Below are 23,621 nucleotides of genomic sequence, written 5' to 3'. Positions count from 1 at the left end.
TCCTCAGATCGTGGCGGGGTCGAGATCGATCGTCGTGCGGTCCCGCTGCTCGACCAGCCGAAGCCAGGGCTCGATCGCCGGGAGCTCGTAGCGGAAGAAATAGCGCGCTGCCCAGCGCTTCCCGTCGTAGAATCCGCCGACGCGCCCTTTCGCCACCAGCTCCTGCTCGAGCCAGAGCCAGGCGACGACGATGTGCCCGAAGGCGTCGAGGTAGTAGGCGGCGTTCGCCAGGGCCTCGACACGATCGCCGACCTGTGAGAGCGCCTGGGTGACGCGCTCGAGCTCGAGCGCCCACCGCTCCACGGCGGCGGCGTGCTCCCCCTCCACTCCCCCTCCGGCCAGGCCGCGTCGGCAGGTCGCCAGCATCCGGCCGATGAGAAGATGCAGGTCGGCGCCGTCGTTGCGGTGCACGCGACGGCCGAGGAGGTCGAGTGCCTGGATCCCGTGGGTCCCCTCGTGGATCGGGTTGAGCCTGTTGTCCCGGTACAGCTGCTCCACGGGGAAATCCCTGGTGTACCCGTAGCCGCCGTGGACCTGAATGGCGAGATCGTTCCCCTTGAGGCACCACTGCGAGGGCCAGGACTTGGCGATGGGCGTGAGCAGCCTCAGCAGCGCCGCCGCCTGCGCGCACTCCGTCGCATCACCCCCGGCGCGCTCCTCGTCCACCAGTCGGGCGCAGTAGAGGATGAGCGCGAGGCCTCCCTCGGCATAGGACTTCTGCGCGAGCAGCATCCGCCGCACGTCAGGGTGCTCGCTGATCGGCACCGACCCTGGCTCGTCCGCCTGGCCGCCGAGCCTGCGCCCCTGGGTGCGCTCCCGCGCATAGTCGAGGGCGCGCAGATAGCCCGTGTACCCCAGCGCGACCGCGCCGGAGCCCACTCCGATACGCGCCTCGTCCATCATGTGGAACATGTACTCGAGGCCGCGCCCCTCTTCCCCTACGAGGTGACCGACGGCGCCGGGCGCGCCGCCCGGCGTCCACGCCCCCTCCCCGAACGAGAGGACGGTGTTGACCGTCCCCCGGTATCCCATCTTGTGATTGAGCCCCGCGAGGGCCACGTCGTTGCGCTCCCCGAGCGAGCCGTCCGCCGCGACGAGGTACCGCGGCACCGCGAACAGCGAAAGGTCCGCACCGGCCCCGTCCGGTCGCTCGGTCTTCGCGAGGACGAGGTGGACGATGTTCTCGGCCAGCTCGTGATCGCCACCGGAGATCCACATCTTCGTGCCGCGCAGCCGATACGAACCGTCCGGCCCCGCGACCGCGGCGGTGGCGATGTCGTTCAGCGCCGACCCCGCCTGCGGCTCGGACAGGCACATCGTCCCGTACCAGCGCCCTTCGATGATCGGATGTGCGAACAGGCGGATCTGCTCCGGTGTCCCGAAGGCGACGAGGAGGTTCGCGTTCGCCTCGGAGAGGAACGGGTAGGCGTAGGCGGAGATCGACGCTGCCTGGAGGAAGACCGCGCACGCCGCGCGCACGACGGCGGGAAGCTGCGCGCCGCCGTGCGCGATGTCGAAAGTGCTCGCCGTCAGCCCCGACTCCGCGAACACCTTGAGCGCAGCGGACAATTCGGCGGGCTGCTCCACCCGACCGGACTCCCCCACCCGCGGCTCCGTCTCATCGAGCAGCCGGTTGATCGGGGCGAAGGTCTGGACGGCCATGGTCTCTGCCATGTCGATCACGCCGTCGAAGGTCGAGCGGTCGTGATCGGAGAAGCGCGGCCGATCGACGAGTGAGACCACGTCGAGCCACTCGTAGAGCAGAAACTCGACGTCCCGCCGCGAGATCACCTGCGATGCCACCATGGGCTCCCATCCGTTGTGCAACGTTTCTAAATATGTTGCATCTCTGTACTCTAGCTCGATCGCAGCCTCTGCGGAATCCCGGAACCCGCTCGCAGCACGCCGCCAGGGCGTCGTTCACCCCGCGGTCTCGAGCACGCGCAGACGGGTCAGCTCGGCCCGGCGCTCGCGCTGCGCCAGGGGATCCGGCACGGGCGCGGAGAGCATCAGGCGACGGGTGTAGGGATGCGACGGCGCCGAGGTGATCTCCGTCACCGGGCCCGCCTCCACGAGCGCACCGCGGTAGAGCACCATCACCTCGTGGCTGATGTGTCGTATGACGGACAGGTCGTGCGAAACGAAGAGGTAGGCGCAGCCGATCTCCCGCTGGATCTCGATGAAGAGATCCAGCACCCGCTCCTGCGTGGACAGATCGAGTGCCGAGACGGGCTCGTCGCACACGATGAGCTTGGGCTCCATGGCGAGCGCTCGCGCGATCGCCACGCGCTGACGCTGCCCGCCCGAGAACTCGCTCGGGTACCGGTCGGCGGCGTCGGACGGCAAGCGGACTCGATCCAGCAGCCCGCGGACCCGACGCGACGCCTCCGTCCGCGACACGCCCTGCGCGCGGAGCGGCTCCGCAAGGATCTGCTCGATCGTCAGTGCAGGGTTCAGCGAAGTGTACGGGTCTTGGAACACGACCTGGATATCACGGCTCAGCGGGCGCCGTCTGGCCCGTGACAGGTGGGTGATGTCCTTGCCCTCGAAGGCGATCCGCCCCGCCGATGCCGGGACGAGACCAAGGATGGCGCGGCCGATCGTCGTCTTGCCCGAACCGGACTCCCCGACGAGGCCCAGCGTCCTTCCGCGTTCGATCGAGAAGCTGATGTCGTTCAGCGCCTGGAAGACTGCGCCGCGTCTGCGGAACTGGACCTCGAGACCTTCGACTTCCAACAGGTTCGTCATCGGATCGCCTCCTCGGCGGCATCGAGCTCGGGACGGGACAGCCCGCCCTCGAGCGTGGAGTCCAGCAGCATCCGGGTGTACTCGTGCCGGGGATCGGCGAAGATCGACTGCACGTCGGACACCTCCACGACCGCGCCGCCGCGCATGACCGCGACACGATCGCAGATGTCGGCGACGACTCCGAAATTGTGGGTCACGAGGACGATGCCCATGCCGTACTCCTTCTGCAGACTCCGCAGCAGATCGAGCACCTCCGCCTGCACGGTGACGTCGAGCGCGGTCGTCGGCTCGTCGGCGATGAGCAGCCGCGGCTTGCACGAGACGGCCCCGGCGATCAGCACGCGCTGCGCCATGCCCCCCGAGATCTCGTGGGGGTACGCATCGAACGTCCGCCGAGGCTCGGGGATGCCGACGCGGCTGAGAAGCTCCAGCGCCGTCACCGTGGCCTCGCGCTTCGAGACACCGAGCCGGTCGACGATCGGCTCGACGAGCTGGTTGCCGATCCGGAAGGAGGGGTCGAGATTGCTCATCGGCTCCTGCGGGATGTAGGCGAGCTCGGTGCCGCGGAGACGGCGGAACACGGATGCAGGAGCATGTCCTAGCTCCTGCCCATCGAACAGGATGCTCCCGGAGCGCACACGTCCGCCCGCGGGGAGCAGCCCCAGGATCGAGAACGCCGTCTGGGTCTTGCCCGAGCCTGACTCGCCCACCAGGCCGAGCACCTCGCCCTGTGAGACGTCGAAACTCGCGTCCCTGACGACGGTCGTCGCATCGGGGCCGTCGCCATACGCGATCGAAACGCCGCGCACGCTGAGCAGCGCTGCATCGGAGGCGACGGGTTGCATCGCCTGATCCCGGCCTGGAGCCGTGGACTCGGGCACGGAGACCACGGCGATGCCTGAAGCCCCAGACCCTGACGCGACACCGGCCTCCCCGGCAGGAGCCGTCGCGGTCCCGGCAGAGGGGCGCCGCTCACGCCGCGAGGAGCGCCCGCCCGCGCGGGATCCGCGCTCCTCGAGCGCATCCCTCAGCCCGTTGCCGATCACCACCAGTGCCGCGCAGGTGAGTCCGATCGCGAGCGTCGGCCAGACGAGCATGGCGGGGTTGCGGTAGATGTTCTTGAACGCGTCGTTGAGCAGATTCCCCCAGGACGGGATCGTGGGATCCCCGATCCCGATGAACTCCAACCCGGACTGGATCGCCAGCGCGATCCCGAGCAGCAGGGAGGTCTGGATGATGACGGGCGCCCGGACCACCGCCAGGATGTGGCGTCCGATGATCGACGTGTCTCTGAGTCCCGCCACCCGGGCGGCGTCGACGTAGAGCTCGTTGCGCACGTCGATGACAGCCGTCCGCACCACCCGGTAGAAGGCGGGCGAGAGGATGATCCCGTAGATGAACATCGACAGCCAGATCGACGGCCCCATGACCGCGCGCGCGGCGAGCAGCACCACGATCCCCGGCATCGACTGGATCAGGTTGTTCCACCACACCGACGAGGAGTCGAACCAGGAACCGTAGTATCCGGCGAGCATCCCGGTCGGGATCCCGATGATCGCGGCCACGACGATGGCGAGGCACGCGCCCAGCAGACTCACCCGACCGCCGTGCAGAAGACGCGACAGGACGTCGCGTCCGGATGAGTCGGTCCCGAGGGGGTGCCCTGGGGAGAACGGCGGCAGCATCGCATCGCCGATGACGGAGAGGTTCGGGTCGTTCGGGGAGAGCATGCCGGCGAAGATGCAGGAGAGCGCGATGAGAGCGAGCAGCAGGAGCCCCGCCGTCGCGAGCGGATTGCGCAGGAATCGGCCTGCGAACCGGATCCGCGACGCCGCGGAGGTAGCCGAGTCGGTCATGCGATGCGCACCTTCGGGTTGAGGAGTCCGACGGCGATGTCCACGAGGACGTTCACCGTCGCGACGACGAGGGATGTCACGAGCAGAAGCCCCATGACCACGGGGATGTCGCCGCGGGTCGTGTACGTGATCGCGATCGTCCCCAATCCGGGGAGGGCGAAGATCTGCTCGACGATGATCGCGCCGCCCAGGAGTCCGACGAACTGGATGCCGAGGACGGTGAGCCCGGCGCCGGAGGCGTTGCGCACGACGTGCTTGAGGATGATCTTGCGTTCGCTGAGGCCACGGCTGCGCAGAGTCCGCACGTAGTCCTGCCGCATCGCGTCGATGACCGCGCCGCGCACCTGCGCCGCGACGGCCGCGATGGCGGCGATCGAGAGCGCGACGATGGGCAACGTCATGGTGCGCACCCATCCACCGGGGTCCTCGCTGAACGGGACGTACCCGGTCGCCGGGAACCAGCCGAGATCGACGGCGAAAGTCAGCACCAGCAAGAGGGCGACGAGGAATCCGGGGAGCGCGTACCCGACCACCGAGATCACCTGGATCAGCCGATCGAGCCAGCCACGGCGCACGCCGGCGGCGATGCCGAGGGCGAAGGCGATGAGACCGGCCAGCACGGTCGTGGCGATGAGGAGCGTGAGGGTGACCGGAAGCCGGGCCAGCAGCGCATCGCCCACGCCCTGCGGCGTGAAATAGGACTGGCCGAGGTCTCCGTGGAAAACGTTCGCCAGCCATTCGCCGTAGCGGACGACCAACGGGCGGTCCAGCCCCAGTTCGTGCGTCTTCTGGCGCACCTGCTCCTCTGTCGCATACTGCCCGAGGATGGCGCGAGCGATGTCACCCGACGACAGGTAGAGCAGCGTGAAGGCGATGAGGGAGATCGCGAACAGCTGCGATATCGCCAGCAACGCTCGCTTGAGGATGAATCTGAGCACAGTCGCTCCCCTTCGTAGCCGCTCCCGGCACCGTCGCCGGCGCCGGGAGCGGTGTCGTTCAGTTCGCCGGCGAGTAGTTGAAGATCGACGGCACGGCCTGCCCCTTCTGCAGGGTCACCGTCGTCTTCTTGTCGACGCCGTACACCTGGTCCTCGAGGTAGAACACGCCGAACCACACGTTGTCGACGATGTGCTTGTTGAGCGCGCGTCCAGCCGTCTGGCGCTCATCATCGCTCGTGGCGTTCTGATAGTCCGTAACGTATCCATCCGCGGTCGGGTCGGAGATCTTGAACGGATTCCACGGGGCGGTCGGCACCACAGTCTGGTTCATCATGGCCCAGTCGTCGAAGAGGTTCAGCTGCATGTAGGCGAACGAGAACTTCGCGCCGGTGAGGCCTGGAATCGCCTCGCCAGGGGCGAACTGATGCTGCTTCACGGTCACGCCGACGTCCTGGAGGTTCTGGATGATGGTGGTGTAGACCGCCGGCGGGAACGCACCGATGAGGGGCAGCTCGATCTCGAGTCCGGTGCCGTACCCCGCCTGGGCGAGCAGCTGCTTGGCCTTCGCCGGGTCGTAGTCCCAGCGGCCGTCTTCGAGCGAAGGATCGTAGGCCAGGTCGTTCGGGTTGAAGATCTGGTTGGTGAGCTTCCCCCGCTCCAGCAGGACGCTCTTGAAGATGCCCTTCTTGTCGATCGCGGTGACGAGCGCCTGCCGTACCCGGACATCGGCGAAGGCGGGGTTGAGCACGCCGCCACGGTCGTAGAACTGGAAGCCCGTCCAGTCGCTCTCCTGGCTGAGCGCGGTCAGTCCCGCACCCTTCAGCTCGTCGTAGGAGGTCTTGTTGACGAACGGTGCGGCATCGACCTGTCCTGAGCGCAGCGCGTTCATGCGTGCGGTCTCGTCCGTGAGCACCTTCAGCTGGATCTGGTCATACGGGAGCTTCGCGCCCCAGTAGTTCTTCGTGCGCGTGAAGGCGTACTGGGACCCGACGATCGTGGACGCGGGGTCGAGCACATAGGGTCCTGAGCCGACCGGCGCCTTGGCGATGCCGGGCGTCCCGGCGACCTTGGGGCTGGCCATGAACCCGAGCGCGTTCGTGAGCGAACGCAGCAGCGACGGATCCGGCGCGCTCAGCGAGATGACCAGCGTCTTCGCGTCGGGCGCACTCACCTTGCTGATGTAGTTCGCGAGCGTGGCCTGCGGACCGTTCGCCGCTCGGAAGTGCTCGATGTTCTTGACTGCGGCCTCTCCGTCGAACTTCGAGCCGTCGGTGAAGGTCACGTCATCGCGCAGCGTCAGGGTGAGCTCGGTGTTGTCGGCGTTGTACGACCATTTCGTCGCGAGCATCGGCTCGAGCTTGCCGTCAGGGCTGAGCCGGATCAAGGTGTCGTAGACCGCTTGGTAGAACGGGATGTAGTTGCCCTCCTGCGCCACGGCCGGGTCCCAGGAGGGGGGTTCGACGAAGCTTCCGATCGATAGCAGCGGGGCTGTCTTGGCACCGCCCGAGGAGGATGCGCTCCCGGTTCCCGAGCAGGCGGAAAGCAGGAGCGCGATGGCTCCGGCGGCCGCCACGAGCGCGGCGGTCTTGGTTCTCTTCATGATGCTCCTTTGCATTTTGCGAATGTGATGCGGATCGGCCGTTCGCCTCTGCGGGTTCGGAGGCACCGACCAGGTGTTGCCGAAGACCCATTCAGGTGAGGGAGTTCGGCCGATGGAGAGTTCAGCGGGCAGGGGGAGTCGTTCCGGATGGGGAGACCCCGACCCCGGCACGTTCCCTGCGCACGAGCGGCCGCAGGGTGTCGTAGGCGATCTGAAGCCCTTCGAGGACCGCCTCGTCGCTTCCGCTCCAGAAAGGATCCTCGTGCTCGACGGACAGCGTTCCGGTGAAGCCCGCGGCATAGAGCCGATCGACGACCCTGGTCCAGTCCACGTCGCCGCGTCCGGGGATGCGATAGCGCCACCAGCCCATCTCCCACGGATTGCCGCCTTTGTGGACGGTGCCGTAGAAGCCGGTGCGGTTGCGGGCCTCCGGCGAGGTCTCGGCGTCCTTCGCCTGGGCGTGCACGATGTGAGCGGCGAACGGGAGGATGGTGGTGAGCGGGTCGATCCCGATCCAGGTGAGGTGGGACGGGTCCCAGTTCAGCCCGAAGCCGAGCGTCGTCGCCCACTCCCACACCTCAGGGCTGTACGCGATGTTCCCAGGGTATCCGTCGGGATGCCAGCCCTCCATGACACAGTTCTCGGTGATCAGCCGCACGCCGCGCTCGCCCGCGTAGTCGACGAGTGCGGGAAGCACCCGCTCCCCTTCCGCCATGTTCTCCACGATGCTCAGCGCGTTGTCCCGTCCGACGAACGTGCCGACATAGGGGACCCCGAGCCGCGACGCGACGTCGACCACCTGGCGGAGATGCGCGTGGACCGCGGCCCGGCGATCCGGATCGTGATGCAGGTTGTTCTCGTAGTAGCCGAGAGCACTCACCGAGACGCCGGTGCGCAGGAGGATCTCCCGGACCGCGTCCTCCTTCCCGCTGTCGAACGATGCGGCATCGATGTGCGTCGCTTCGAAGTCCCGGCTCCCCACGCTCGGCCACGCCGCGACCTCGAGCGCGTCGAAGCCGCGCGCGCTCGCATGCTCGGCGAGTCGCTCCAGGGACCAGTTCGGCAGACAGGCTGTCATCAACCCGAGCTTCATCGGATCACGTCCTTCCATTCGCGAGATCGCACGCTCTCGAGCGCAGCGTCGATCAGCCTCATCGAGCGGACCCCGTCCTCGAGCGTCGGCAGCCCCTCGGGGTCCTCACCGCGCACGGCGGCATAGGTATCGGCGCAGAACGCCGCGAACGCATCGGGCCAGCCCTGGGGGTGCCCCGGCGGAGTGCGCAGCAGCCTGTGCTGATCCGCGGAGGGAGTCCCCTCGCCCCGGCGGATGATCCGGGCACCGTCGGGGGTCCCGATCCACAGCGACTCGGGCTGCTCCTGATCGAACACGAGCGACTGCCGGGTTCCGTCCACCTCGATCCACAGCCGGTTCTTGCGCCCCGCCGATACCTGAGAGATGGTCACGCTCGCGTGGACGCCGCGGTCGCTGCGCAGGGTCAGCAGGGCGATGTCCTCGGTGTCCACGCTCACGCGCGCGGCCGCCGCCCCAGAGGAGGAGAAGGACTCGGACGACGCGGCCGAGCGCGTCGGATGGACGATCGAGAACGTGGCCTGAAGGGATGCGAACCGCTCGCCCGAGATGAACTCCGCCAGATCGCACCAGTGCGAGCCAATATCGGCGAAGGCACGCGAGCTCCCCCCGACGGAGGCGTCCGCCCGCCAGTTCGACACGTCCGGCGACAGCAGCCAGTCCTGCAGGTAGGACCCGTGCAGGAGGATCACGTCTCCGATGTCGCCCCGGCGACGGCGCTCGCGCATCTCCCGCACCAGCGGGTGGAACCGGTATGCGAAGGGCACCGTGGCCACGACACCCGCCTCGCGCACGGCTTCTTCCAGGAGCTGGGCGTCGTGGAGCGTCGTCGCGATCGGCTTCTCCACGACCAGGTGGATGCCGGCCTCGGCGATCGCTCGCCCGTAGGAGAGATGCGTCGAGTTGGGGCTGCAGACATGCACGACGTCAGGCCGGGACAGCAGCAGCTCATCCAGATCCTGGAAGCCTGAAGGGATCCCCCAGGTCGCTGCCGCCGCCGCGGAGGACGAAGGGCTCGAGCCGAGCACGCCGAGCACCGTCGCCCCGGCGTCCCGCGCGGCGCGCGCATGCGCCGCGGCGATCATGCCGGTCCCGATGATGGCGACGCGCAAGCTAGGCCGCATGGCGCGCACCCGCGGGTCTCCTGTGGCTCATCGCGAGCCCTGAGCGATCATCCGCTCCACCGCAGCCACGTCCGCGGCGAGCTCGCGGAGCTGCGAGGCACCCGTGTTCCCGCTGCCCAGGAGGTCGTGGGTCCTGCGCCACTCGGCGCGGTCGGCGGCCTCATACACGGAGGCGAGCTTGTCCTCGCCGTCGAGCGTCGTGACGGTGAGACGGGCCGGAGTGGAGGTGCCCGCAGCGGGCAGCGCGATGTCGATCGTCCTGCTCGATCCGAGCACCTGCACCCGCTGTCCGGCGTGGCTGCTCCTGCTCACGACAGCTTCCACCGCCACCGCCCCCGCGCTCCCTGCCACGTGAACCGAGTGCGGCCTGACCGTCCAGTGCGCGAGTTCGGTGTCGAAGCCGAGCGCCCGCAGCGTGCGCACCACGCTCAGGGCCGCGTCCGCAGGTGACAGCTCCGCCCGGGTCTCGGTGAGGATCACCGCGGTCGCCACGACCAGATGCGCACGCAGCTGTCGTCCGTGGGCCGCGAGCGCCGGGTTCCCCGCGTACTGATCGACCACGCGCACGAGCGCTCCCGCCTCGTCGGCCCGGTGGTCCAGCGCCAGGATCGACTCCGCGTCGACCACAACCGGATCCGTCACGATCACGGCACGCGCACCGGTATCGACCGCGCGGGCGCAGGCCTGCACCCAGTCGGCACCGCCGTCGACGACCACGACGTCGGCCGCGGAGTCCGCGATGACATACGACTCGGGGAGCGTCGCGAGCGCGTAGTCGAACGAGTCCCGCGATACCCCTTCCGCAATGGTGATGCGCAACCGGCTCATGCCGCGTCCTCCCGGAGAAGGGCCGCGACCGCTTGATCGGCGACGGCCAGAGTGAAGTCGAGATCGCCGACCGCGGCCGCAAGACCGCGACCGGCGTCGGCACCGGTCGCCGCGGCGTGAAGGGCGAGGTATTCCCCCTCGTATCCGTTGCTCCGGTAGGGCCCGAAGACGCTCCGGGACCCGTCTGCATGCCGCAGAGTGGCCTCGGCCGAACCGGCATGGACGTAGGAGGGAGGGAACCGGACCTGCAGCGTCTCGTCGTCCGAGATCGCCTCGAGCTCCCAGTACGGTTCGGAGTGCCCGTGGAAGGAGGCGATCAGCTGCACCGACCGGTCGCCCACCTCTCCGTTGATCGCATAGCCGACGGGCCGGAGCATCCTGGCAGAGTGCACCGAAAGCTCCGCCGCCGCAGGCAGCAGCGCGCGCACCAGAGGCAGATCATGCACGGTCAGCTCGAGCACGAGGTTGCGCAGCACCGCCGCGGCCGCCTCGGGCGTGGCCATCGCGAACACCGGCCCCTGGGAGCGGAACCGCACCTCGGTCGACCAGTCCTCGAAGCGCCGATTCCGCGGCAAGACGATCCGTGAGCGCACGGTGTGGACCCGATCGGCGAATCCTCCCCATCCTGCCGAGACCGCGAGCCAGGCGGGATCGTACGCGTGCATGGCCCCGACGATCACCGGAACGCCAGTGCGCTCCGCGGCGGCGGCGATCCGGCCGCCTTCTTCGGCGTTGACCACGAGCGGCTTCTCGCAGAGCACCGCGCGTTTGCCGGCCTCCATCGCCGCCACCACCTGATCGGCGTGGAACTGCTTAGGGCTGGCCACGGCGACGACATCGACGCCGGGGTCGTCCAGGAGAGCCTCCAGGGATGTCGAGGCGCGCGCGCCCACTCGGTCGGCCACCGACTCGGCGACCCCAGGGACCACGTCCATGATGTTCGCGATGCGGAACCGGTCGGTCATCCGGGCGAGGGTGGGCAGATGGATGGTCTGGGACGCCGGGCCGGCGCCGACGATCCCGACACCGATCGTCTCGAGAGCGGTCATGCGGATGCCTCCGTAAAGGGGTAGCGGGCGGTCAGGGCCTGGAAGGATGCACGGGCGCTCTCGACCCGGCTCGGCAGGTTGGGGACATCGACCTCGACGACGCACCAGCCGTCGAAGCCCTCGGGGAGCGCGTCGAAGACGGCGTCGAAGTCGACGACGCCCCGGCCGGGCTCGGTCCAGATGCCGCGCACGAACGCAGCGGTCATGTAGTCGTCCGAGTAGCGGATCGCCTGCTGCATGCCCGAGAGGCTGACGTCCTTCACATGCATCGCAATGACGCGGTCGCGGTAGTCCGAGATGATTTGCGCGGGTACCATCCCCGCCCACGCCAGGTGGCCGGTGTCCGGACCGAATCCGAGGGCCGACCCGGTCGTCGCATCCAGGATCGCGCGGATCTCCTCCTCGGTCTCGATGATCGACGACACGTGCGGGTGGAGTGCGAGCCGCACGCCCTCACCCGCGGCGGCCTCTGCGGCGCGTGCCAGGCCGTCGGCGATGCGCCGCGTCCGTCCGGGGTCGCTCCCCTCTCCGATCGCGGGACGCATCATGCGCTCCGCGTCGAGTCCGCCGGCGACGAACGTCACGTCGAGCCCGAGCTCTCGGATGAGACGGGCGTGGGCGCGAACCGTCTCGACCAGCTCATCGTGGAGCTCCTCCTGATCGAAGGGCCCTGAGACATAGCCGGGCGCGGCGCGGAATCCGTACTCGTCCAGCAGCGCGGTGTAGGAGGCGAGCTCGATCCCCTCAGGCACGCTCGTGTGGAGCGCGCGGAAACCGGTCGGAGCCAGCTCCGCGAGCGCGACCCGCAACGACGACTCCGACAGCGTCGGGCCGGTGGGACCGAAGGTCCAGGGCAGGGGGTTGATCGCCAATCTGAGCATGTGACTTGTCCTCCGAGGCCGTTGTGTCGCGGGGTGGGAGGCTGCCGGTCAGTACGACCGAACAGCCCGTTCCCACGAACCTAGAAGGTGCACGCATCAAATGTCAATATGTTGCACGAAAGGAGTGTTGAGGTCTCGAGCTTCCGCTGCAGCAGTGGCGTCCAGGGCATCGGTGTTGCTCCTTGCTCCTCAGCGAGCAGCTGCCCGGTTCCGGCTATGCGCCGCCAAGCGACCTCGCGAATCGCACGGTCGACGATGACGGCGAAGACCTCCCAGGGTGCGATCCTTTGCGGAACGGGCCAAGGAGGAGCACCGAGACCACTCCGCTTCTGCCCAGTAGGGCGGGGCGGTTCTCACGTTTCGTCAACGGTTCGCCGCGATACGCAAAACACACGGCGGTTCAGATAGGAGCTCAGCGAGGGGGGTCGTATTTCGCGAGGTGTCGCTTGGCTTCGTTCCGAATCCACGTCGACTGCGACTGCAGGAATGGCCGGATTTGCTCGACGTAGTCGCCCGTCCGCATGCGGTACAGGACGCCGATGACGTGACCGTCGACCGCCCAATTGTCGAGCATGTAAGCCAGCCGATCTGAATGCGATGTTGCCTTCACCGTGCCGAGAAGCATCACCCAGGCCTGGCCACCGCGAAGGGCAGAACGATCGGTCGACAGCGCAGCGATCTCGTCGAAGAGTTCGCATCGCCGCGCAAGGAAGGATGCGAGCGGAACACCCTGGGGCGGGATCAGGGTCGCTATCGATTCAGTGTTTTGTAGCAGGAGCGGGGCTTGAACCCCACGACTTCACGACTATGAGTCGTGCGTCACCGCTAGCAGTTGGTCGATACAGGCGATCAGGCCTGGGACTCGATAGCGCGCTGCGTCCCACACGACAGCATCGTCTATTGACTCAGGCCGCATAGAGTTCCTCGGCGGTCGCGAATGCACGCTCCCGGAAGAACGGGTTGCGCACGGCCTCCGACATGACGAGATCGACCGGGTAACCGAAGATCCGCGCCAGATCCTCCTTGAGCCCGAAATAGGCGTCGAACGAATCCCTGTCCTCCGTCGCGAGATCGACGAGCACATCGACGTCGCTGTGCTCCGGGTCGAGCCGATCCGTCACCGCGGACCCGAAGACGCGGAGGCGTCGAACACCGCGAGCCCGCGCGATGCGCGCGACCTCCTCGATATCCACGTCGAACCTCAGCACCATGCTCCGAGTGTAGAGACGCGGGAACGACAAAACCCCCGGAAAACCGGGGGTCTCATTCAGTAGCAGGAGCGGGGCTTGAACCCGCGACCTCACGATTATGAGTCGTGCGCTCTGACCAGCTGAGCTACCCTGCCGCACGGCATCCGCATGGATACTGCGAGCCCCGAGTCAGGATTGAACTGACGACCCCTTCCTTACCATGGAAGTGCTCTGCCACTGAGCTATCGGGGCGTATGCCCTCAGAGGGCAACCAGACGAGAATACCAAAGAAACGGCGCGCCACCGAATCGAGGCGACTCCTTCGTCACACGGGCGTGTCCGCGTTCGGATCCGTCGATCTCAGGCGGCGTCGAGGATCCGGCGGCGCAGTTCCGCGACGAGCTCGGCGCCGCCGGCGAGGTTCAGCCGGCGCGCGACAGCGGGGCCTTCGGGGCGGAGGAAGACCCCACCGGCCTCCCGCACCAGCAGCGCTCCTGCCGCGTAGTCCCATGGGCTCAGCCCACGCTCGAAGTAGCCGTCGAGGCGCCCCGCGGCAACGTACGCCAGGTCGGTCGCGGCGCTACCTCCCCGGCGCAGGTCGCGGGCGATGGGCATCACGCGGCCGACCGTGGCGAGGTCGCCCGCGTGCGTGCTCGGGTCGTAGCCGAAACCGGTCGCGAGCAGGGCGCCGGCGGGCCCGGGCTCGGCGACGCGGAGGCGCTCGCCGTTCCGAAAAGCGCCCTCGCCGCGCACCGCGGAGAAGGTCTCCCCCACGACCGGGGACTGAACGACTCCGGCGAGCGCGGTCCATTCGTCGGGATCGCTGCCGCCTTCGACGGCCGCGATGCTCACCGCGTACAGCGGGATCCCGGAGGCGTAGTTGACCGTCCCGTCGATCGGATCGACGACCCACGTGATGCCCGTGGATCCGTCTCCGCCGCCCGACTCCTCGCCGAGGAAGCCGTCACCTGGACGCTCTGTGCTCAGGCGCGCACGGATCAGCGCCTCCACCTCACGGTCGGCCTCGGTGACGATGTCGGCCAGCGATGACTTGCTCGCCGCGATCGACACGCCTTCCGCGCGCCGCCGCTGCGCCAGCTCCCCGGCCTCCCGGGCGATCTCGATCGCGAGGTCGCGGAGTTCTGCGGCGGTCACTGAGCGGCCGGGGGCGTCGGCGCAGCCGGGGGCGCGGCGGGCGGCGCCGGCGGAAACTCGGGCGCGGTGGCCGTCGACGGCGCGGCCGGATCCGCGTCGACCGCGGACGATTCCGCGTGCAGCGCACCCGCCAGGCCGTGTCCGCCCGTGGTCGGCTGCGCTGCAGCGTCGGTCGCGGGCTGCGCGGGGGCGGCCGGGATCACCGGCGCGGCCGGGACCGGAGCGGCGGCGGCCGGCTGAGGGGGCACGCCGAGCTGCGCCATGGCGGCCTCGGTCGCGGACTGCGTGGGCACGGGCGGGATCGGCGCGGGAGCCTGCCCCGGGATCGTCGCCCCCGGCGACGGCACGCCCGTGTAGTACGCGTTCCAGTCCGGGCTGCCGTCGGCGAAGAACGGCAGAGGCGTACGGCCGTCGGCAAAGGTGGGCCACGGCTGCGGCTCTGCCGCGGGGTACGCGACCGCGCCCGGCGCGGCGTAGCCCACGAGGGCGGGCGCGGCCGGGGCAGGCTTCTTCGGGGCGAACAGCGCGTTCAGCAGCGGGATCAGCATCGTGCCGACGGCGGTGAGGATCGTGAGCGCGACGACGATCCGCCAGTACAACTCGTCGTAGTGGAAGGTGTGCGGGAACGTCAGGTAGAAGACCAGCATCACGACGAGGCCCGCGAGGAACGCGTACGTCACCCACACGATCGCGCGCGTGAACGTGGTCTCGTGCCGGGCGGCTGCCTTCTGGAACAGCCGCACGTGCAGCAGCGCGAGCTGCAGGATCCCGACCACGAGCACGAGCTGGAAGAAGCGCTCCACGCCCCCGAAGTAGGAGTCGTCGGGCAGCCAGATCTTCACAGCGCCGACCAGCAGCGCGATGATCCAGGACAGCATGCTGAGCAGCGCGAGCCAGTCCTGTCGGTTCGGCGCCAGGCTGGCCTCGAGGATCGCGATCGCCGCGAAGCCCGCGAGCAGCACGATCGTGAGGAAGGCCCGGCCGATCAGCCCCTGCGGGTCTCCGATGAGCACCCACACGACGCATACGAGCGCGGCAGCGATGAGGGCTCCGATCGCGATCCAGATCGCGCCGCGGATGAGCAGTGAGGTGTTCGGCCCCGATTTGGCCGGTGTCGTCGTGTTCGCCATGGGATCCCCCGTCTGTGGTGCTCTCATCCTCGCACGCACCGGTGCGCGTGCCACGGGAGATTCACGATCAGGGGAGAAGTCGCCGGTGCGGAGCGCTGTGGAGGCCGATGCGGCGCCGGGCGATGACCCCGTCGGAGCGAGCGGTCAGCGCCCCGAGGACCGCTTCGCGAATGCCGCGATCAGGCCCTGCGCCTCCGGACCGCCGAACGCCGCGGCGATCGTGCGGGCCTCCTCGTCCAGCTGCTCGGGGAACGTGCGCTCCGCACGGGAGCGGATCAGGCGCTTCGCCTGCCCGTACGCGCCGAACGCGCCGGCCAGCCAGAACCGCGCGACCTCCTCCGACCTGGTGCGCACGGCGGCGGCGATCGTCGCCGCATCGCCCTCGCCCACCGCTTCGGCCGCGATGCCCCATTCGACGGCTTCCGCGGCCGTGAGCATGCGATCCGTGAGCAGCAGCTGCAGGGCGCGGCGCTCGCCGACCGTCGCGGCCAGCTGCGCGCTGACCGAGAGGTCGGGCGTGAGGCCGACGTTCGCGTAGAGGCTACCGAAGCGCGAATCGGATCCGACGACGGCGTAGTCGCTCGCGAGCAGGATCCCCAGGCCGCCGCCGGCGGTCGTGCCGTGCGCGGCCGCGACGACCGGCACGGAGGAGGACGTCAGCGTCGAGATGCCGGTGTGGATGACCTGAGCGAGCCGTTCGATCTCATCGTTCCCGCCCATGCCCGTCGCCATGTCGATCACGTCGCCGCCCGCGCAGAACGCGCGGCCTTCGCCCTCGATCAGGATCGCTCCCACCGTGCTGTCGCCGACGGCGGCCGCCGTCGCCTCCGCCCACGCATGCGCGAGCTCGGCGTTGAAGGCGTTCAGCCGCTGCGGGCGGTTCAGCGTGATCCGGGCGAGACCGTCCTCGACGCGGTAGAGCAGGGGGTCGGACATGGTGCTCCTTCGGGATCGGCGGTGATCGGGCGGCTGTCAGACCGCTCGATCAGCCTACCCGCGCCACGCCTCTCCGTGGCACCGAGTCTCAGGAATCATGAGCCTGAGGATCAGCCTCTTCGGCGCGACGGATGCACGATCCGGGAACGGATGCACGACGGATCCGCCGTTTCGATCGTGCATCCGTGGCGCAGTCGTGCATCCGTCGCATGCTCGAGCGCAGGCCGCGCACCCGCAAGCACCGCCAGGCTCGCGCCCTCAGACCTCGCCGAGCACGGAGGCGACGAAGGAGTACACGCGCCGATGCGTGCCGTCCAGGCGGCGGTCGACATGCTGCTCCGCGCGGATCTCGTTGGGCGCGAGCGGAGGAACGATCCGCACGCTCTCGTGGCACGAGAGGTCGGCGCAGATGTAGGTGCCCACCACGGATCCTTTGCGGCCCTCCTCCCCCGCGCGGCGCGCGGCGAACAGGGCGACCTGATTGCCGGGCTGCATCGTGTGGCAGAGGTTGCACATGCCGGAGCGCGCACGGGTCGGATCCGCCGCGCGCAGCACGATCCCGACGGCCTCGCCGTCCTGCTCGATCAGGATGTAGCCCTTGCGGGATGCGATCGGATCCCGCCAGGCGAAGAAGTCGAGGTAGTCCCACTCCGCGAGAAGCAGGTCGTGCGGCATCGCGATGTCGGCGACCTCGTCGAGCTCCGCGTTGCGGAAAGACGCCCGGATCTGATGTTCGGTGAGGGCACGCATGACGACCAGTCTAAGAAGCCGGGGACGGCGCGGGGCTCATGCGCCCACGCCTCGGCGTCGCCACGAAGCAAATAGTCGTCGGGGGCCGGAAAGCCTGCCCCGCGGTGAGGGTGAGGTGCGACGGATCGCCTCACCCTCACCGCAGGATGGGTCTGACCTAGCAGGCGGCGCCTCGGGTCCAGGCGAACCAGTCGGTCTCCTTGAACCCCGGCGCGCTGGTGCGCTCGTGCCACGAATCAGCGGTGACGACCTGGGTGTCCAGAAGCTCGTCGCCGTTGTAGAGGTTGCCGCTGCCGGTGAGGATGCCCTTCCACCCGACGACCTTCGCGTCGGGGCCGAAGTTCGTCACCCATGTGGTCTTGCTCGCCCCCGTCCCGAACGCCTGCGAGACACCGGTTCCGTCCGCCTGCACGTAGGTGACCAGGTCGGCTTCGCCGGTGTTCCGGGTCGTGTGCTGCCCCTCCGCGGACGTGACGTTCTGCGCGATTAGCTGGTTCTGGTAGTACAGATCACCGTTGGGGCGCAGCGAGAAGTTCCAGCCGATCGCCTTCGCATCCCCCGTCGGCGTCGCGAAGTTGTTCGCCGCGGTCCAGACGCCCGCGCCGCTCTTCTTCCCGGTGTGCACCCCTGTGGAGGTGACGAAAGTGGCGTAGTCGAAGACGGTGCCTGCGGAGTCGACCTCGTGCTGGACCACCGCGGAGGTGACCCCCGTAGCGACCGTGGTCCCCGTGATCGACAGGTCTCCGTTCGGGTAGAGGAAGGAGTTCCAGCCGACGACCTTGGTGCCGGCCGGGACCCCGGTCTGCACGACCGTGCCGTTGAGCTGCCCTCCACCCTCGGACGTCCATGTCTTTCCGGTGCCGTCGCTGGTGAGGTAGGTGAGGATGTCGATCTCGCGAACCGGGTTCGGCGCGAGCTGCGTGTAATGATGGGCGGCGATGTCGACGACGCCGGTGTCGACCACGGAGTAGCCGGAATCCTGGTGGTACGTGTACAGAGTCCCGTCAGGGCCGAGGAACACATCCCACGCGATCGCGGTCGAACCTTCGGGAATACCGCCCATGTCGCGGATCGCCATGTCCGGGTTCGATCCGTCGCGGTGCACTTCACGGGCGATCGTCCCCGTCACCGTCACCGGTACCGCCGCAGAAGGCCCGGACGGAAGCACGGTGCCGACGATCGTCGCCGCACCGGCCGTCGATCCGCCGACCGCTCCCGTCACCGTGACGACCCCTGTCGGGTCCGAGGTGAAGATCTTCGCGCCCGTCGTGTTGTCGGACCAGTGCCAGCCCGCCGGCAGCGCCACCGACACCTGCGTCCCCGACAAGGGCTTGTTGCCGCTGTCGGTCACCGTGAAGGTGAGATGCTGTGCCGGGCTGCACGCACCGACGAAGTGCGGTCCGCTGCCGGGGGTGATCACCACCCCTCCCGTTGACGCGGCATGCGCCGGTGTGGCGACGGCGGCCGCGAGCACCGGCACCGACCATGCCGCGCCCTTGATGACCGTCCGCCGCTTCACGCCCTGCGCACCTGACTCCGGCGACTTCTCCGTGTAGTTCTCCATGCGTTCTTCTTTCCCCTGAACCGGAGTGCGGCGGAACCACCGCACCCTTCAGCACGAAGGAGAGGCTTCTCCGAGAAAAGTGACGCGAAGGGGTCACGGCTTCCACGTGGGCGGCGCGGCCGGGCAGACCGCGCGCCGGTGCAGCCAAACCGGGACCCAGCCCGGCACGACCGCGATGGCCTCACCGCTTCCGAGCACGAATGGCTGCACCGACAGGATCCGCAAGAGCCGGGGAACGAACTCTGCCTCACCACAGTGAAAGAGCGGAGCAGCGGGAAAAGGTGACGCCGATCGCTCCGTCGTTCCGCGCCCGAGAAAATCTGCAGTCGGCTGCCCTACGGAGCGCCGCCGCCCCGCGCTTCCGCTCCTCCAGCGCGTGGGCATAGACCGTGGTGAGCATCATCAGCACTTTGGCGACAGCTGGTGCGTCAGGACATCGGTGACGGTTCGGTGTCCTTCCGCCGACGGGGTCTGCCATTGCCGACGCCAGTTGCGCAGGGGCTATCGCGGCTGGAAGAGCGCGAGCTCAGCGCGGGTCTCATGCGTCAGGATCTCGTCTGCCACCGCATCGCCGATGACCGACGCGAGTGTGACCCCTGGATGGGCGACCGCGACGTACAGGCCCGGAACTCCGGTGTAGCCGACGCTCGGATCACCATCGGCAAGCATCGGGCGCCACCCGATGTCGACGCCCACCAGTCGTGTCTGGGCCGCGCCGGTGAACGACTCCACGAACAGACGTTGCGCAGCCTCGCCAATCCGCATGAGTGCCGCCATCGACGACTCCCCGTCGTGGTCGACGGGCATCAGCACCATTCCGTCGCGACTCTGGCGCGCCTCGAATCGATCGTTGGCGACGATTCCTGTGACGATGCCCACCGGGGCCTGAAGCCGAACCATCACGGAGGGGCTCGACACCATGGGCAGAACGAAGCCGGCCGAGGCGCAGAGAGCGGTCGACCCGGTTCCCGCAGCCACGACCACCGTCGAGGCTGTCAGCGTCTCCGAGCCAAGCATCACGCCGACAACTGTCCCGTCATCCACGCGGACCAATCGGGTGACCGGGGTACCGAGCCGCACTTTCGCTCCGGCCTGTTGAGCCGCACGAATCAAACTCTCCGTAGCAGAAGTGGCGTCCAACCACCCGTCATCCGACCGGAATTCGGAGCGGGACGGCGGCGACACCAGATTCGGTTCTCGCACTGCAGCGTCGTCGCTCAGCACAGCATCATCGCCGGAGAAGAACTCGCCCCAGACGACAGCACCGCACCAGTGAACGTCGAGTTCGGGCACCTCTTTCCGAAGCCGCTCCCAGTGCAGACGACCCAATGCTCGCAGCTCGCCTGCAGGGCTGACATCTCCGGGCGATCGGCCGATCCAACCGAATGAATGCCGCGTCGCCCCGAAGCCCGGAAGAGCTGCGTCAACCAGCAGTACTTCCGCGCCCTGCGAGGCGAGGTGATAGGCGATCGATGCTCCGATCACCCCTGCACCAACAACGATCACAGTGTTTGACGACATCCGCCCACGCTACACACGACGTCGACCCCGCCAGACTTCTCGCCTTCGAGGCGCGCAATCCGTCGTGCTGCTCGAACGTCTCGAGGAGAGCCGTCGGATGCCGCCCGGCGTCGATCGGGCGAGATCGGCGCTCGGATGCTCGTCAACCTCACAGAGCGTGATCTCGAAGCAGCGGTCGCCGCAGTCGCCAACGATACGGCGCAGACGCCGGAGGGGCTGGCACCTGATGTGGTGCCAGCCCCTCCGTTTCCCGCGGAATTCCGCGCTGTGGCAAGTGAGGGATTCGAACCCCCGAAGCATTACGCGGCTGATTTACAGTCAGCTCCCTTTGGCCGCTCGGGCAACTTGCCAATGCACGCCCGTCCCGCTTTTCCAGCCGACCGGGGGCGCGAAGATCAAGCATACCCGGCGGATCCGGTCACGAGAAATCGAGGGGGCCGAGCGGATCCACGGAGGCCTCAGCGCGCGACGAGTCCCCCGGTCGACGCCCTCACGACGAGTTCGGGTTGGAACACGACATGGTCGTTCACCGCCGCGGAATCGTCGGCGATCCGCATGAGGAGGTCGACGGCGGTCGAGCCGATGAGCGCCGCCGGCTGACGCACCGAGCTCAGCGGGATGACCGCCGAGGCCGCGAAGTCGATGTCGTCGTAGCCGATCAGGGCGATGTCCTCCGGCACCCGCACGTCGCCGGTCATCACGAGCGCCTGCAGCAGGCCGAGGGCGAGGAGGTCGTTGGCCGCGAACACCGCGTGCGGCCTCGCCGACGGCGCCCGTTCCAGGATCCGATGCCCCGCATCCCGGCCCGCCTCGACGGTCAGCGCGCGTGTTCCGATGAACTCCACGGTGGCGTCGTCCCGGTCCGCGACGGCCCGCTGCGCGCCCTCGAGGCGGTCGGACACCTGACGGAGCGAGAGCGGTCCGCCCACGAACGCGATCCTGCGGCGCCCGATCGCACAGAGGTGCTCCACGGCGATCCTCCCGCCGCTCACGTCGTCGACCGCGACGGAGGGGAAGCCCCCGTCCTGCGATTCGCGATCGACGAGGACCGTGGGCATGCCGCGTTCGCGGAGCCGCTGCAGGCGGGGCAAGGACTCCGCGACGGGCGTGATCAGCACCCCGTGCACGCGCTGCTGCTCGAAGAGGTCGATGTGTGCCCGTTCCCGATCGCCCTTCTCATCGCTGTTCGCGACCAGGACTGTGAGGCCGTGCTCGGCCGCGCGCTCCTCGACGCCCCGCGCAACGTCGGCGAAGAACGGGTTGCGCGCATCCAGCACCACCAGGCCGATGCTGTTACTGCGGCCCGCACGCAGTTGCCGCGCCGCGTCGTTGCGCACGAAACCCAGCCTGCTGATCGCGTCCTGGACGCGCGCGACGGTGGCCACCGCGACGCGTTCCGGCCGGTTCAGGACGTTGGAGACCGTCCCCACCGAGACCCCGGCCGCCTCCGCGACGTCTTTCACGCTCGCCGACATCGTTCCTCCCGCTCCGACTCTATCCACTGCCAGAGCCTCCGTCTGAAACGAATCACCAACGCCGACGGCAAACCCTGGCCCAGATCCATTGACGAATGTTCTGGCTGGGACGTACGGTGGGTTCGAATGCATTGAATCGATTCATCTTGTAGCTCCCAAACAGTAGGAAAGCTACCGACCGACGCTTTCGGAGAGGATCATGACCCGCCACTGCTTCGAACTCCGCATCAGGCCCGAGCTCCTCGACGACTACATCGCCCGTCACACCCCGGTGCGGCCGGAGATGCTCGCCGAGATCGCCGCGGCAGGCCGGCGCAACTACTCGCTGTTCCTCGCCGAAGGCGGCCGACTCGTCGGCTACTACGAGACCGACGACGCGGCGGCGCAGGCCTACCTCGCCGCGTCCCCGATCGCCGCGCGCTGGGAGGCCGAGATGGCGCCCTACTTCCTCGGCCTCGACGGGCGGCCCGACCAGGCCGCGACCGCACTCACCGAGATCTTCCACCTGGCCGATCAGCTCGACGCTGCGCGCCGCTCGCCCGCTCCCGAAGAAAGCACCGCATCATGACAACGCTCTCCCCCGAGATCCTCGCCGAGCTCGAGAAGCAGTCGATCGAACTGCCCAGCTGGGCGTTCGGAAACTCCGGCACGCGCTTCCGGGTCTTCGGCACGCCCGGCACGCCCCGCGACCCGTACGAGAAGATCGCCGACGCCGCCCAGGTGCACGCGCACACCGCGCTGGCACCGATCGTCGCGCTGCACATCCCGTGGGATCTCGTCGACTCCTACGACGACCTGCGCCGGCACGCGGAGGACCTGGGCGTGACCCTGGGCACCGTGAACTCGAACACGTTCCAGGACGAGGACTACAAGTTCGGCGCCCTCACGCACGAGGACGACCGGATCCGGCGGAAGGCGATCGACCACCACTTCGCCTGCATCGACGTGATGCACGCGACCGGATCCCGGGATCTCAAGATCTGGCTCGCAGAGGGATCCAACTACCCGGGGCAGAACGACATGCGCGCCCGGCAGGACCGCCTGCAGGACTCGCTGCAGCAGATCTACGCGCGCCTCGGCGACGCGCAGCGCCTGGTGCTGGAGTACAAGTTCTTCGAGCCGGCGTTCTATCACACCGACGTGCCCGACTGGGGGACGAGCTACGCCCAGGTCGCCGCGCTCGGCGAGCGGGCGATGGTGTGCCTGGACACCGGCCACCACGCCCCCGGCACCAACATCGAGTTCATCGTGATGCAGTTGCTGCGCCTCGGAAAGCTCGGCTCCTTCGACTTCAACTCGCGCTTCTACGCCGACGACGACCTCATCGTGGGCGCGGCGGATCCCTTCCAGCTGTTCCGGATCATCTCCGAGGTGATCCGCGGCGGCGGGCTGAACAACCCCGACGTGGCCTTCATGCTCGACCAGTGCCACAACATCGAGGCGAAGATCCCCGGACAGATCCGCTCGGTGCTGAATGTGCAGGAGATGACGGCGCGCGCTCTGCTGATCGACCGCGAGGCCCTGGCCGCCGCGCAGCGCGCGGACGACGTGCTGGCCGCGAACGCCGTGCTGATGGACGCGTTCTACACCGACGTGCGCCCCGCACTCGCCGCGTGGCGCGAGGAGCGCGGCCTTCCAGCCGACCCGATGGCGGCGTTCCTCGCCTCCGGCTATCTGGAGCGCATCTCCGCCGACCGCGTCGGCGGAGCCCCGGCCGGCTGGGGCGCCTGAGCGCGCTCCCCGCAACCGTCCGAGACCCTGCACGATCACCGCATCCAAGGAAGAG

General features: G+C 68.5%; 21 protein-coding genes and 3 tRNA genes. 2 read left to right on the top strand and 22 right to left on the bottom strand.

Translation table 11 applies throughout. From position 1 onward, the window contains the following. Positions 1-3: 3 nt before the first annotated feature. The 22 genes from CQ044_RS05390 to CQ044_RS05285 all read right to left on the bottom strand — a co-directional run bounded on the left by CQ044_RS05390 (position 4) and on the right by CQ044_RS05285 (position 21,835). Positions 4-1,806 (bottom strand): acyl-CoA dehydrogenase, encoded by a 1,803-nt coding sequence (locus CQ044_RS05390; protein WP_105687408.1) that lies wholly within the window; start codon positions 1,804-1,806, stop codon positions 4-6. A 114-nt stretch (positions 1,807-1,920) separates the two neighbouring features. Next, positions 1,921-2,748 carry an ATP-binding cassette domain-containing protein gene (locus CQ044_RS05385; RefSeq protein WP_105687406.1) on the bottom strand — a complete coding sequence of 276 codons (828 nt, stop codon included), beginning with the start codon at positions 2,746-2,748 and terminating at the stop codon, positions 1,921-1,923. After that, positions 2,745-4,604, bottom strand: coding sequence for a dipeptide/oligopeptide/nickel ABC transporter permease/ATP-binding protein (locus CQ044_RS05380; protein ID WP_105687405.1), 1,860 nt, complete (start codon positions 4,602-4,604; stop codon positions 2,745-2,747). Before CQ044_RS05380 ends, CQ044_RS05385 begins: the two co-directional genes overlap by 4 nt. Next, positions 4,601-5,542 carry an ABC transporter permease gene (locus CQ044_RS05375; protein ID WP_105687403.1) on the bottom strand — a complete coding sequence of 314 codons (942 nt, stop codon included), beginning with the start codon at positions 5,540-5,542 and terminating at the stop codon, positions 4,601-4,603. The genes CQ044_RS05380 and CQ044_RS05375 overlap by 4 nt, the downstream gene beginning before the upstream one ends. A gap of 58 nt (positions 5,543-5,600) precedes the next feature. Further along, positions 5,601-7,142: an ABC transporter substrate-binding protein gene (locus CQ044_RS05370; RefSeq protein WP_181158185.1), complete on the bottom strand. Its 1,542-nt coding sequence runs from the start codon at positions 7,140-7,142 to the stop codon at positions 5,601-5,603. A 121-nt stretch (positions 7,143-7,263) separates the two neighbouring features. Further along, the gene (locus CQ044_RS05365) at positions 7,264-8,235 is read right to left on the bottom strand and encodes a sugar phosphate isomerase/epimerase (RefSeq protein WP_105687399.1); all 972 of its coding nucleotides are present in this window, start codon (positions 8,233-8,235) and stop codon (positions 7,264-7,266) included. Then, on the bottom strand, positions 8,232-9,344 hold the full coding sequence (locus CQ044_RS05360; protein WP_258133169.1) for a Gfo/Idh/MocA family protein: 1,113 nt from the start codon (positions 9,342-9,344) through the stop codon (positions 8,232-8,234). Before CQ044_RS05360 ends, CQ044_RS05365 begins: the two co-directional genes overlap by 4 nt. Before the next feature lie 39 nt (positions 9,345-9,383). After that, on the bottom strand, positions 9,384-10,184 hold the full coding sequence (locus CQ044_RS05355) for a hypothetical protein (RefSeq protein WP_105687396.1): 801 nt from the start codon (positions 10,182-10,184) through the stop codon (positions 9,384-9,386). After that, positions 10,181-11,233 (bottom strand): Gfo/Idh/MocA family protein, encoded by a 1,053-nt coding sequence (locus CQ044_RS05350; RefSeq protein WP_105687394.1) that lies wholly within the window; start codon positions 11,231-11,233, stop codon positions 10,181-10,183. The genes CQ044_RS05355 and CQ044_RS05350 overlap by 4 nt, the downstream gene beginning before the upstream one ends. Next, entirely contained in the window at positions 11,230-12,114 is an 885-nt protein-coding gene (locus tag CQ044_RS05345) for a sugar phosphate isomerase/epimerase (RefSeq protein WP_105687393.1), read from the bottom strand. The genes CQ044_RS05350 and CQ044_RS05345 overlap by 4 nt, the downstream gene beginning before the upstream one ends. Positions 12,115-12,526: 412 nt before the next feature. Next, a complete protein-coding gene (locus tag CQ044_RS19725; protein WP_105687391.1) occupies positions 12,527-12,739 on the bottom strand; it encodes a hypothetical protein in 213 nt (70 codons plus the stop codon). Between the two features lie 280 nt (positions 12,740-13,019). Further along, entirely contained in the window at positions 13,020-13,325 is a 306-nt protein-coding gene (locus tag CQ044_RS05335) for a nucleotidyltransferase family protein (RefSeq protein WP_105687389.1), read from the bottom strand. Between the two features lie 60 nt (positions 13,326-13,385). Beyond that, positions 13,386-13,459, bottom strand: a tRNA-Met gene (locus CQ044_RS05330). 25 nt (positions 13,460-13,484) lie between these two features. Beyond that, positions 13,485-13,556 (bottom strand) — tRNA-Thr (locus tag CQ044_RS05325). Positions 13,557-13,664: 108 nt separating this feature from the next. Then, positions 13,665-14,459, bottom strand: a complete 795-nt coding sequence (locus CQ044_RS05320; protein WP_105687388.1) for an inositol monophosphatase family protein — start codon at positions 14,457-14,459, stop codon at positions 13,665-13,667. After that, positions 14,456-15,589 carry a hypothetical protein gene (locus CQ044_RS05315; RefSeq protein ID WP_105687386.1) on the bottom strand — a complete coding sequence of 378 codons (1,134 nt, stop codon included), beginning with the start codon at positions 15,587-15,589 and terminating at the stop codon, positions 14,456-14,458. Before CQ044_RS05315 ends, CQ044_RS05320 begins: the two co-directional genes overlap by 4 nt. 144 nt (positions 15,590-15,733) lie before the next feature. After that, positions 15,734-16,525 carry an enoyl-CoA hydratase/isomerase family protein gene (locus CQ044_RS05310; protein WP_105687385.1) on the bottom strand — a complete coding sequence of 264 codons (792 nt, stop codon included), beginning with the start codon at positions 16,523-16,525 and terminating at the stop codon, positions 15,734-15,736. A gap of 258 nt (positions 16,526-16,783) precedes the next feature. Continuing rightward, positions 16,784-17,275 carry an FBP domain-containing protein gene (locus CQ044_RS05305; RefSeq protein WP_045272063.1) on the bottom strand — a complete coding sequence of 164 codons (492 nt, stop codon included), beginning with the start codon at positions 17,273-17,275 and terminating at the stop codon, positions 16,784-16,786. A 157-nt stretch (positions 17,276-17,432) separates the two neighbouring features. Next, positions 17,433-18,839, bottom strand: coding sequence for a hypothetical protein (locus tag CQ044_RS05300; RefSeq protein ID WP_105687383.1), 1,407 nt, complete (start codon positions 18,837-18,839; stop codon positions 17,433-17,435). A gap of 501 nt (positions 18,840-19,340) precedes the next feature. After that, positions 19,341-20,360: an FAD-binding oxidoreductase gene (locus CQ044_RS05295; RefSeq protein ID WP_105687381.1), complete on the bottom strand. Its 1,020-nt coding sequence runs from the start codon at positions 20,358-20,360 to the stop codon at positions 19,341-19,343. Positions 20,361-20,628: 268 nt separating this feature from the next. Beyond that, positions 20,629-20,710: transfer RNA gene (locus CQ044_RS05290), tRNA-Tyr, on the bottom strand. A 108-nt stretch (positions 20,711-20,818) separates the two neighbouring features. After that, positions 20,819-21,835: a LacI family DNA-binding transcriptional regulator gene (locus tag CQ044_RS05285; RefSeq protein ID WP_105687379.1), complete on the bottom strand. Its 1,017-nt coding sequence runs from the start codon at positions 21,833-21,835 to the stop codon at positions 20,819-20,821. A gap of 199 nt (positions 21,836-22,034) precedes the next feature. Between CQ044_RS05285 and CQ044_RS05280 the strand changes: the two genes are divergently transcribed. Both CQ044_RS05280 and rhaI read left to right on the top strand, forming a co-directional pair. Further along, complete coding sequence (locus CQ044_RS05280) at positions 22,035-22,403, top strand: L-rhamnose mutarotase (RefSeq protein WP_105687378.1); 369 nt, start codon at positions 22,035-22,037, stop codon at positions 22,401-22,403. After that, a complete protein-coding gene (rhaI, locus tag CQ044_RS05275; RefSeq protein WP_105687376.1) occupies positions 22,400-23,566 on the top strand; it encodes an L-rhamnose isomerase in 1,167 nt (388 codons plus the stop codon). The genes CQ044_RS05280 and rhaI overlap by 4 nt, the downstream gene beginning before the upstream one ends. The last annotated feature ends 55 nt before the right edge of the window (positions 23,567-23,621 follow it).

This window comes from Microbacterium sp. MYb64, assembly GCF_002979495.1.
GTDB lineage: Bacteria > Actinomycetota > Actinomycetes > Actinomycetales > Microbacteriaceae > Microbacterium > Microbacterium azadirachtae_A.
This window is presented reverse-complemented; position numbering and strand designations above follow the sequence as displayed.

Excerpts from the sequence above, each read along its gene's own strand:
- CQ044_RS05390 (WP_105687408.1), bottom strand. The coding sequence starts at position 1,806 with ATGGTGGCATCGCAGGTGATCTCGCGGCGGGACGTCGAGTTTCTGCTC.
- CQ044_RS05385 (WP_105687406.1), bottom strand. The coding sequence starts at position 2,748 with ATGACGAACCTGTTGGAAGTCGAAGGTCTCGAGGTCCAGTTCCGCAGA.
- CQ044_RS05380 (WP_105687405.1), bottom strand. The coding sequence starts at position 4,604 with ATGACCGACTCGGCTACCTCCGCGGCGTCGCGGATCCGGTTCGCAGGC.
- CQ044_RS05370 (WP_181158185.1), bottom strand. The coding sequence starts at position 7,142 with ATGAAGAGAACCAAGACCGCCGCGCTCGTGGCGGCCGCCGGAGCCATC.
- CQ044_RS05365 (WP_105687399.1), bottom strand. The coding sequence starts at position 8,235 with ATGAAGCTCGGGTTGATGACAGCCTGTCTGCCGAACTGGTCCCTGGAG.
- CQ044_RS05355 (WP_105687396.1), bottom strand. The coding sequence starts at position 10,184 with ATGAGCCGGTTGCGCATCACCATTGCGGAAGGGGTATCGCGGGACTCG.
- CQ044_RS05350 (WP_105687394.1), bottom strand. The coding sequence starts at position 11,233 with ATGACCGCTCTCGAGACGATCGGTGTCGGGATCGTCGGCGCCGGCCCG.
- CQ044_RS05345 (WP_105687393.1), bottom strand. The coding sequence starts at position 12,114 with ATGCTCAGATTGGCGATCAACCCCCTGCCCTGGACCTTCGGTCCCACC.
- CQ044_RS19725 (WP_105687391.1), bottom strand. The coding sequence starts at position 12,739 with ATGCTTCTCGGCACGGTGAAGGCAACATCGCATTCAGATCGGCTGGCT.
- CQ044_RS05335 (WP_105687389.1), bottom strand. The coding sequence starts at position 13,325 with ATGGTGCTGAGGTTCGACGTGGATATCGAGGAGGTCGCGCGCATCGCG.
- CQ044_RS05315 (WP_105687386.1), bottom strand. The coding sequence starts at position 15,589 with ATGGCGAACACGACGACACCGGCCAAATCGGGGCCGAACACCTCACTG.
- CQ044_RS05310 (WP_105687385.1), bottom strand. The coding sequence starts at position 16,525 with ATGTCCGACCCCCTGCTCTACCGCGTCGAGGACGGTCTCGCCCGGATC.
- CQ044_RS05305 (WP_045272063.1), bottom strand. The coding sequence starts at position 17,275 with ATGCGTGCCCTCACCGAACATCAGATCCGGGCGTCTTTCCGCAACGCG.
- CQ044_RS05300 (WP_105687383.1), bottom strand. The coding sequence starts at position 18,839 with ATGGAGAACTACACGGAGAAGTCGCCGGAGTCAGGTGCGCAGGGCGTG.
- CQ044_RS05295 (WP_105687381.1), bottom strand. The coding sequence starts at position 20,360 with ATGTCGTCAAACACTGTGATCGTTGTTGGTGCAGGGGTGATCGGAGCA.
- CQ044_RS05285 (WP_105687379.1), bottom strand. The coding sequence starts at position 21,835 with ATGTCGGCGAGCGTGAAAGACGTCGCGGAGGCGGCCGGGGTCTCGGTG.
- CQ044_RS05280 (WP_105687378.1), top strand. The coding sequence starts at position 22,035 with ATGACCCGCCACTGCTTCGAACTCCGCATCAGGCCCGAGCTCCTCGAC.
- rhaI (WP_105687376.1), top strand. The coding sequence starts at position 22,400 with ATGACAACGCTCTCCCCCGAGATCCTCGCCGAGCTCGAGAAGCAGTCG.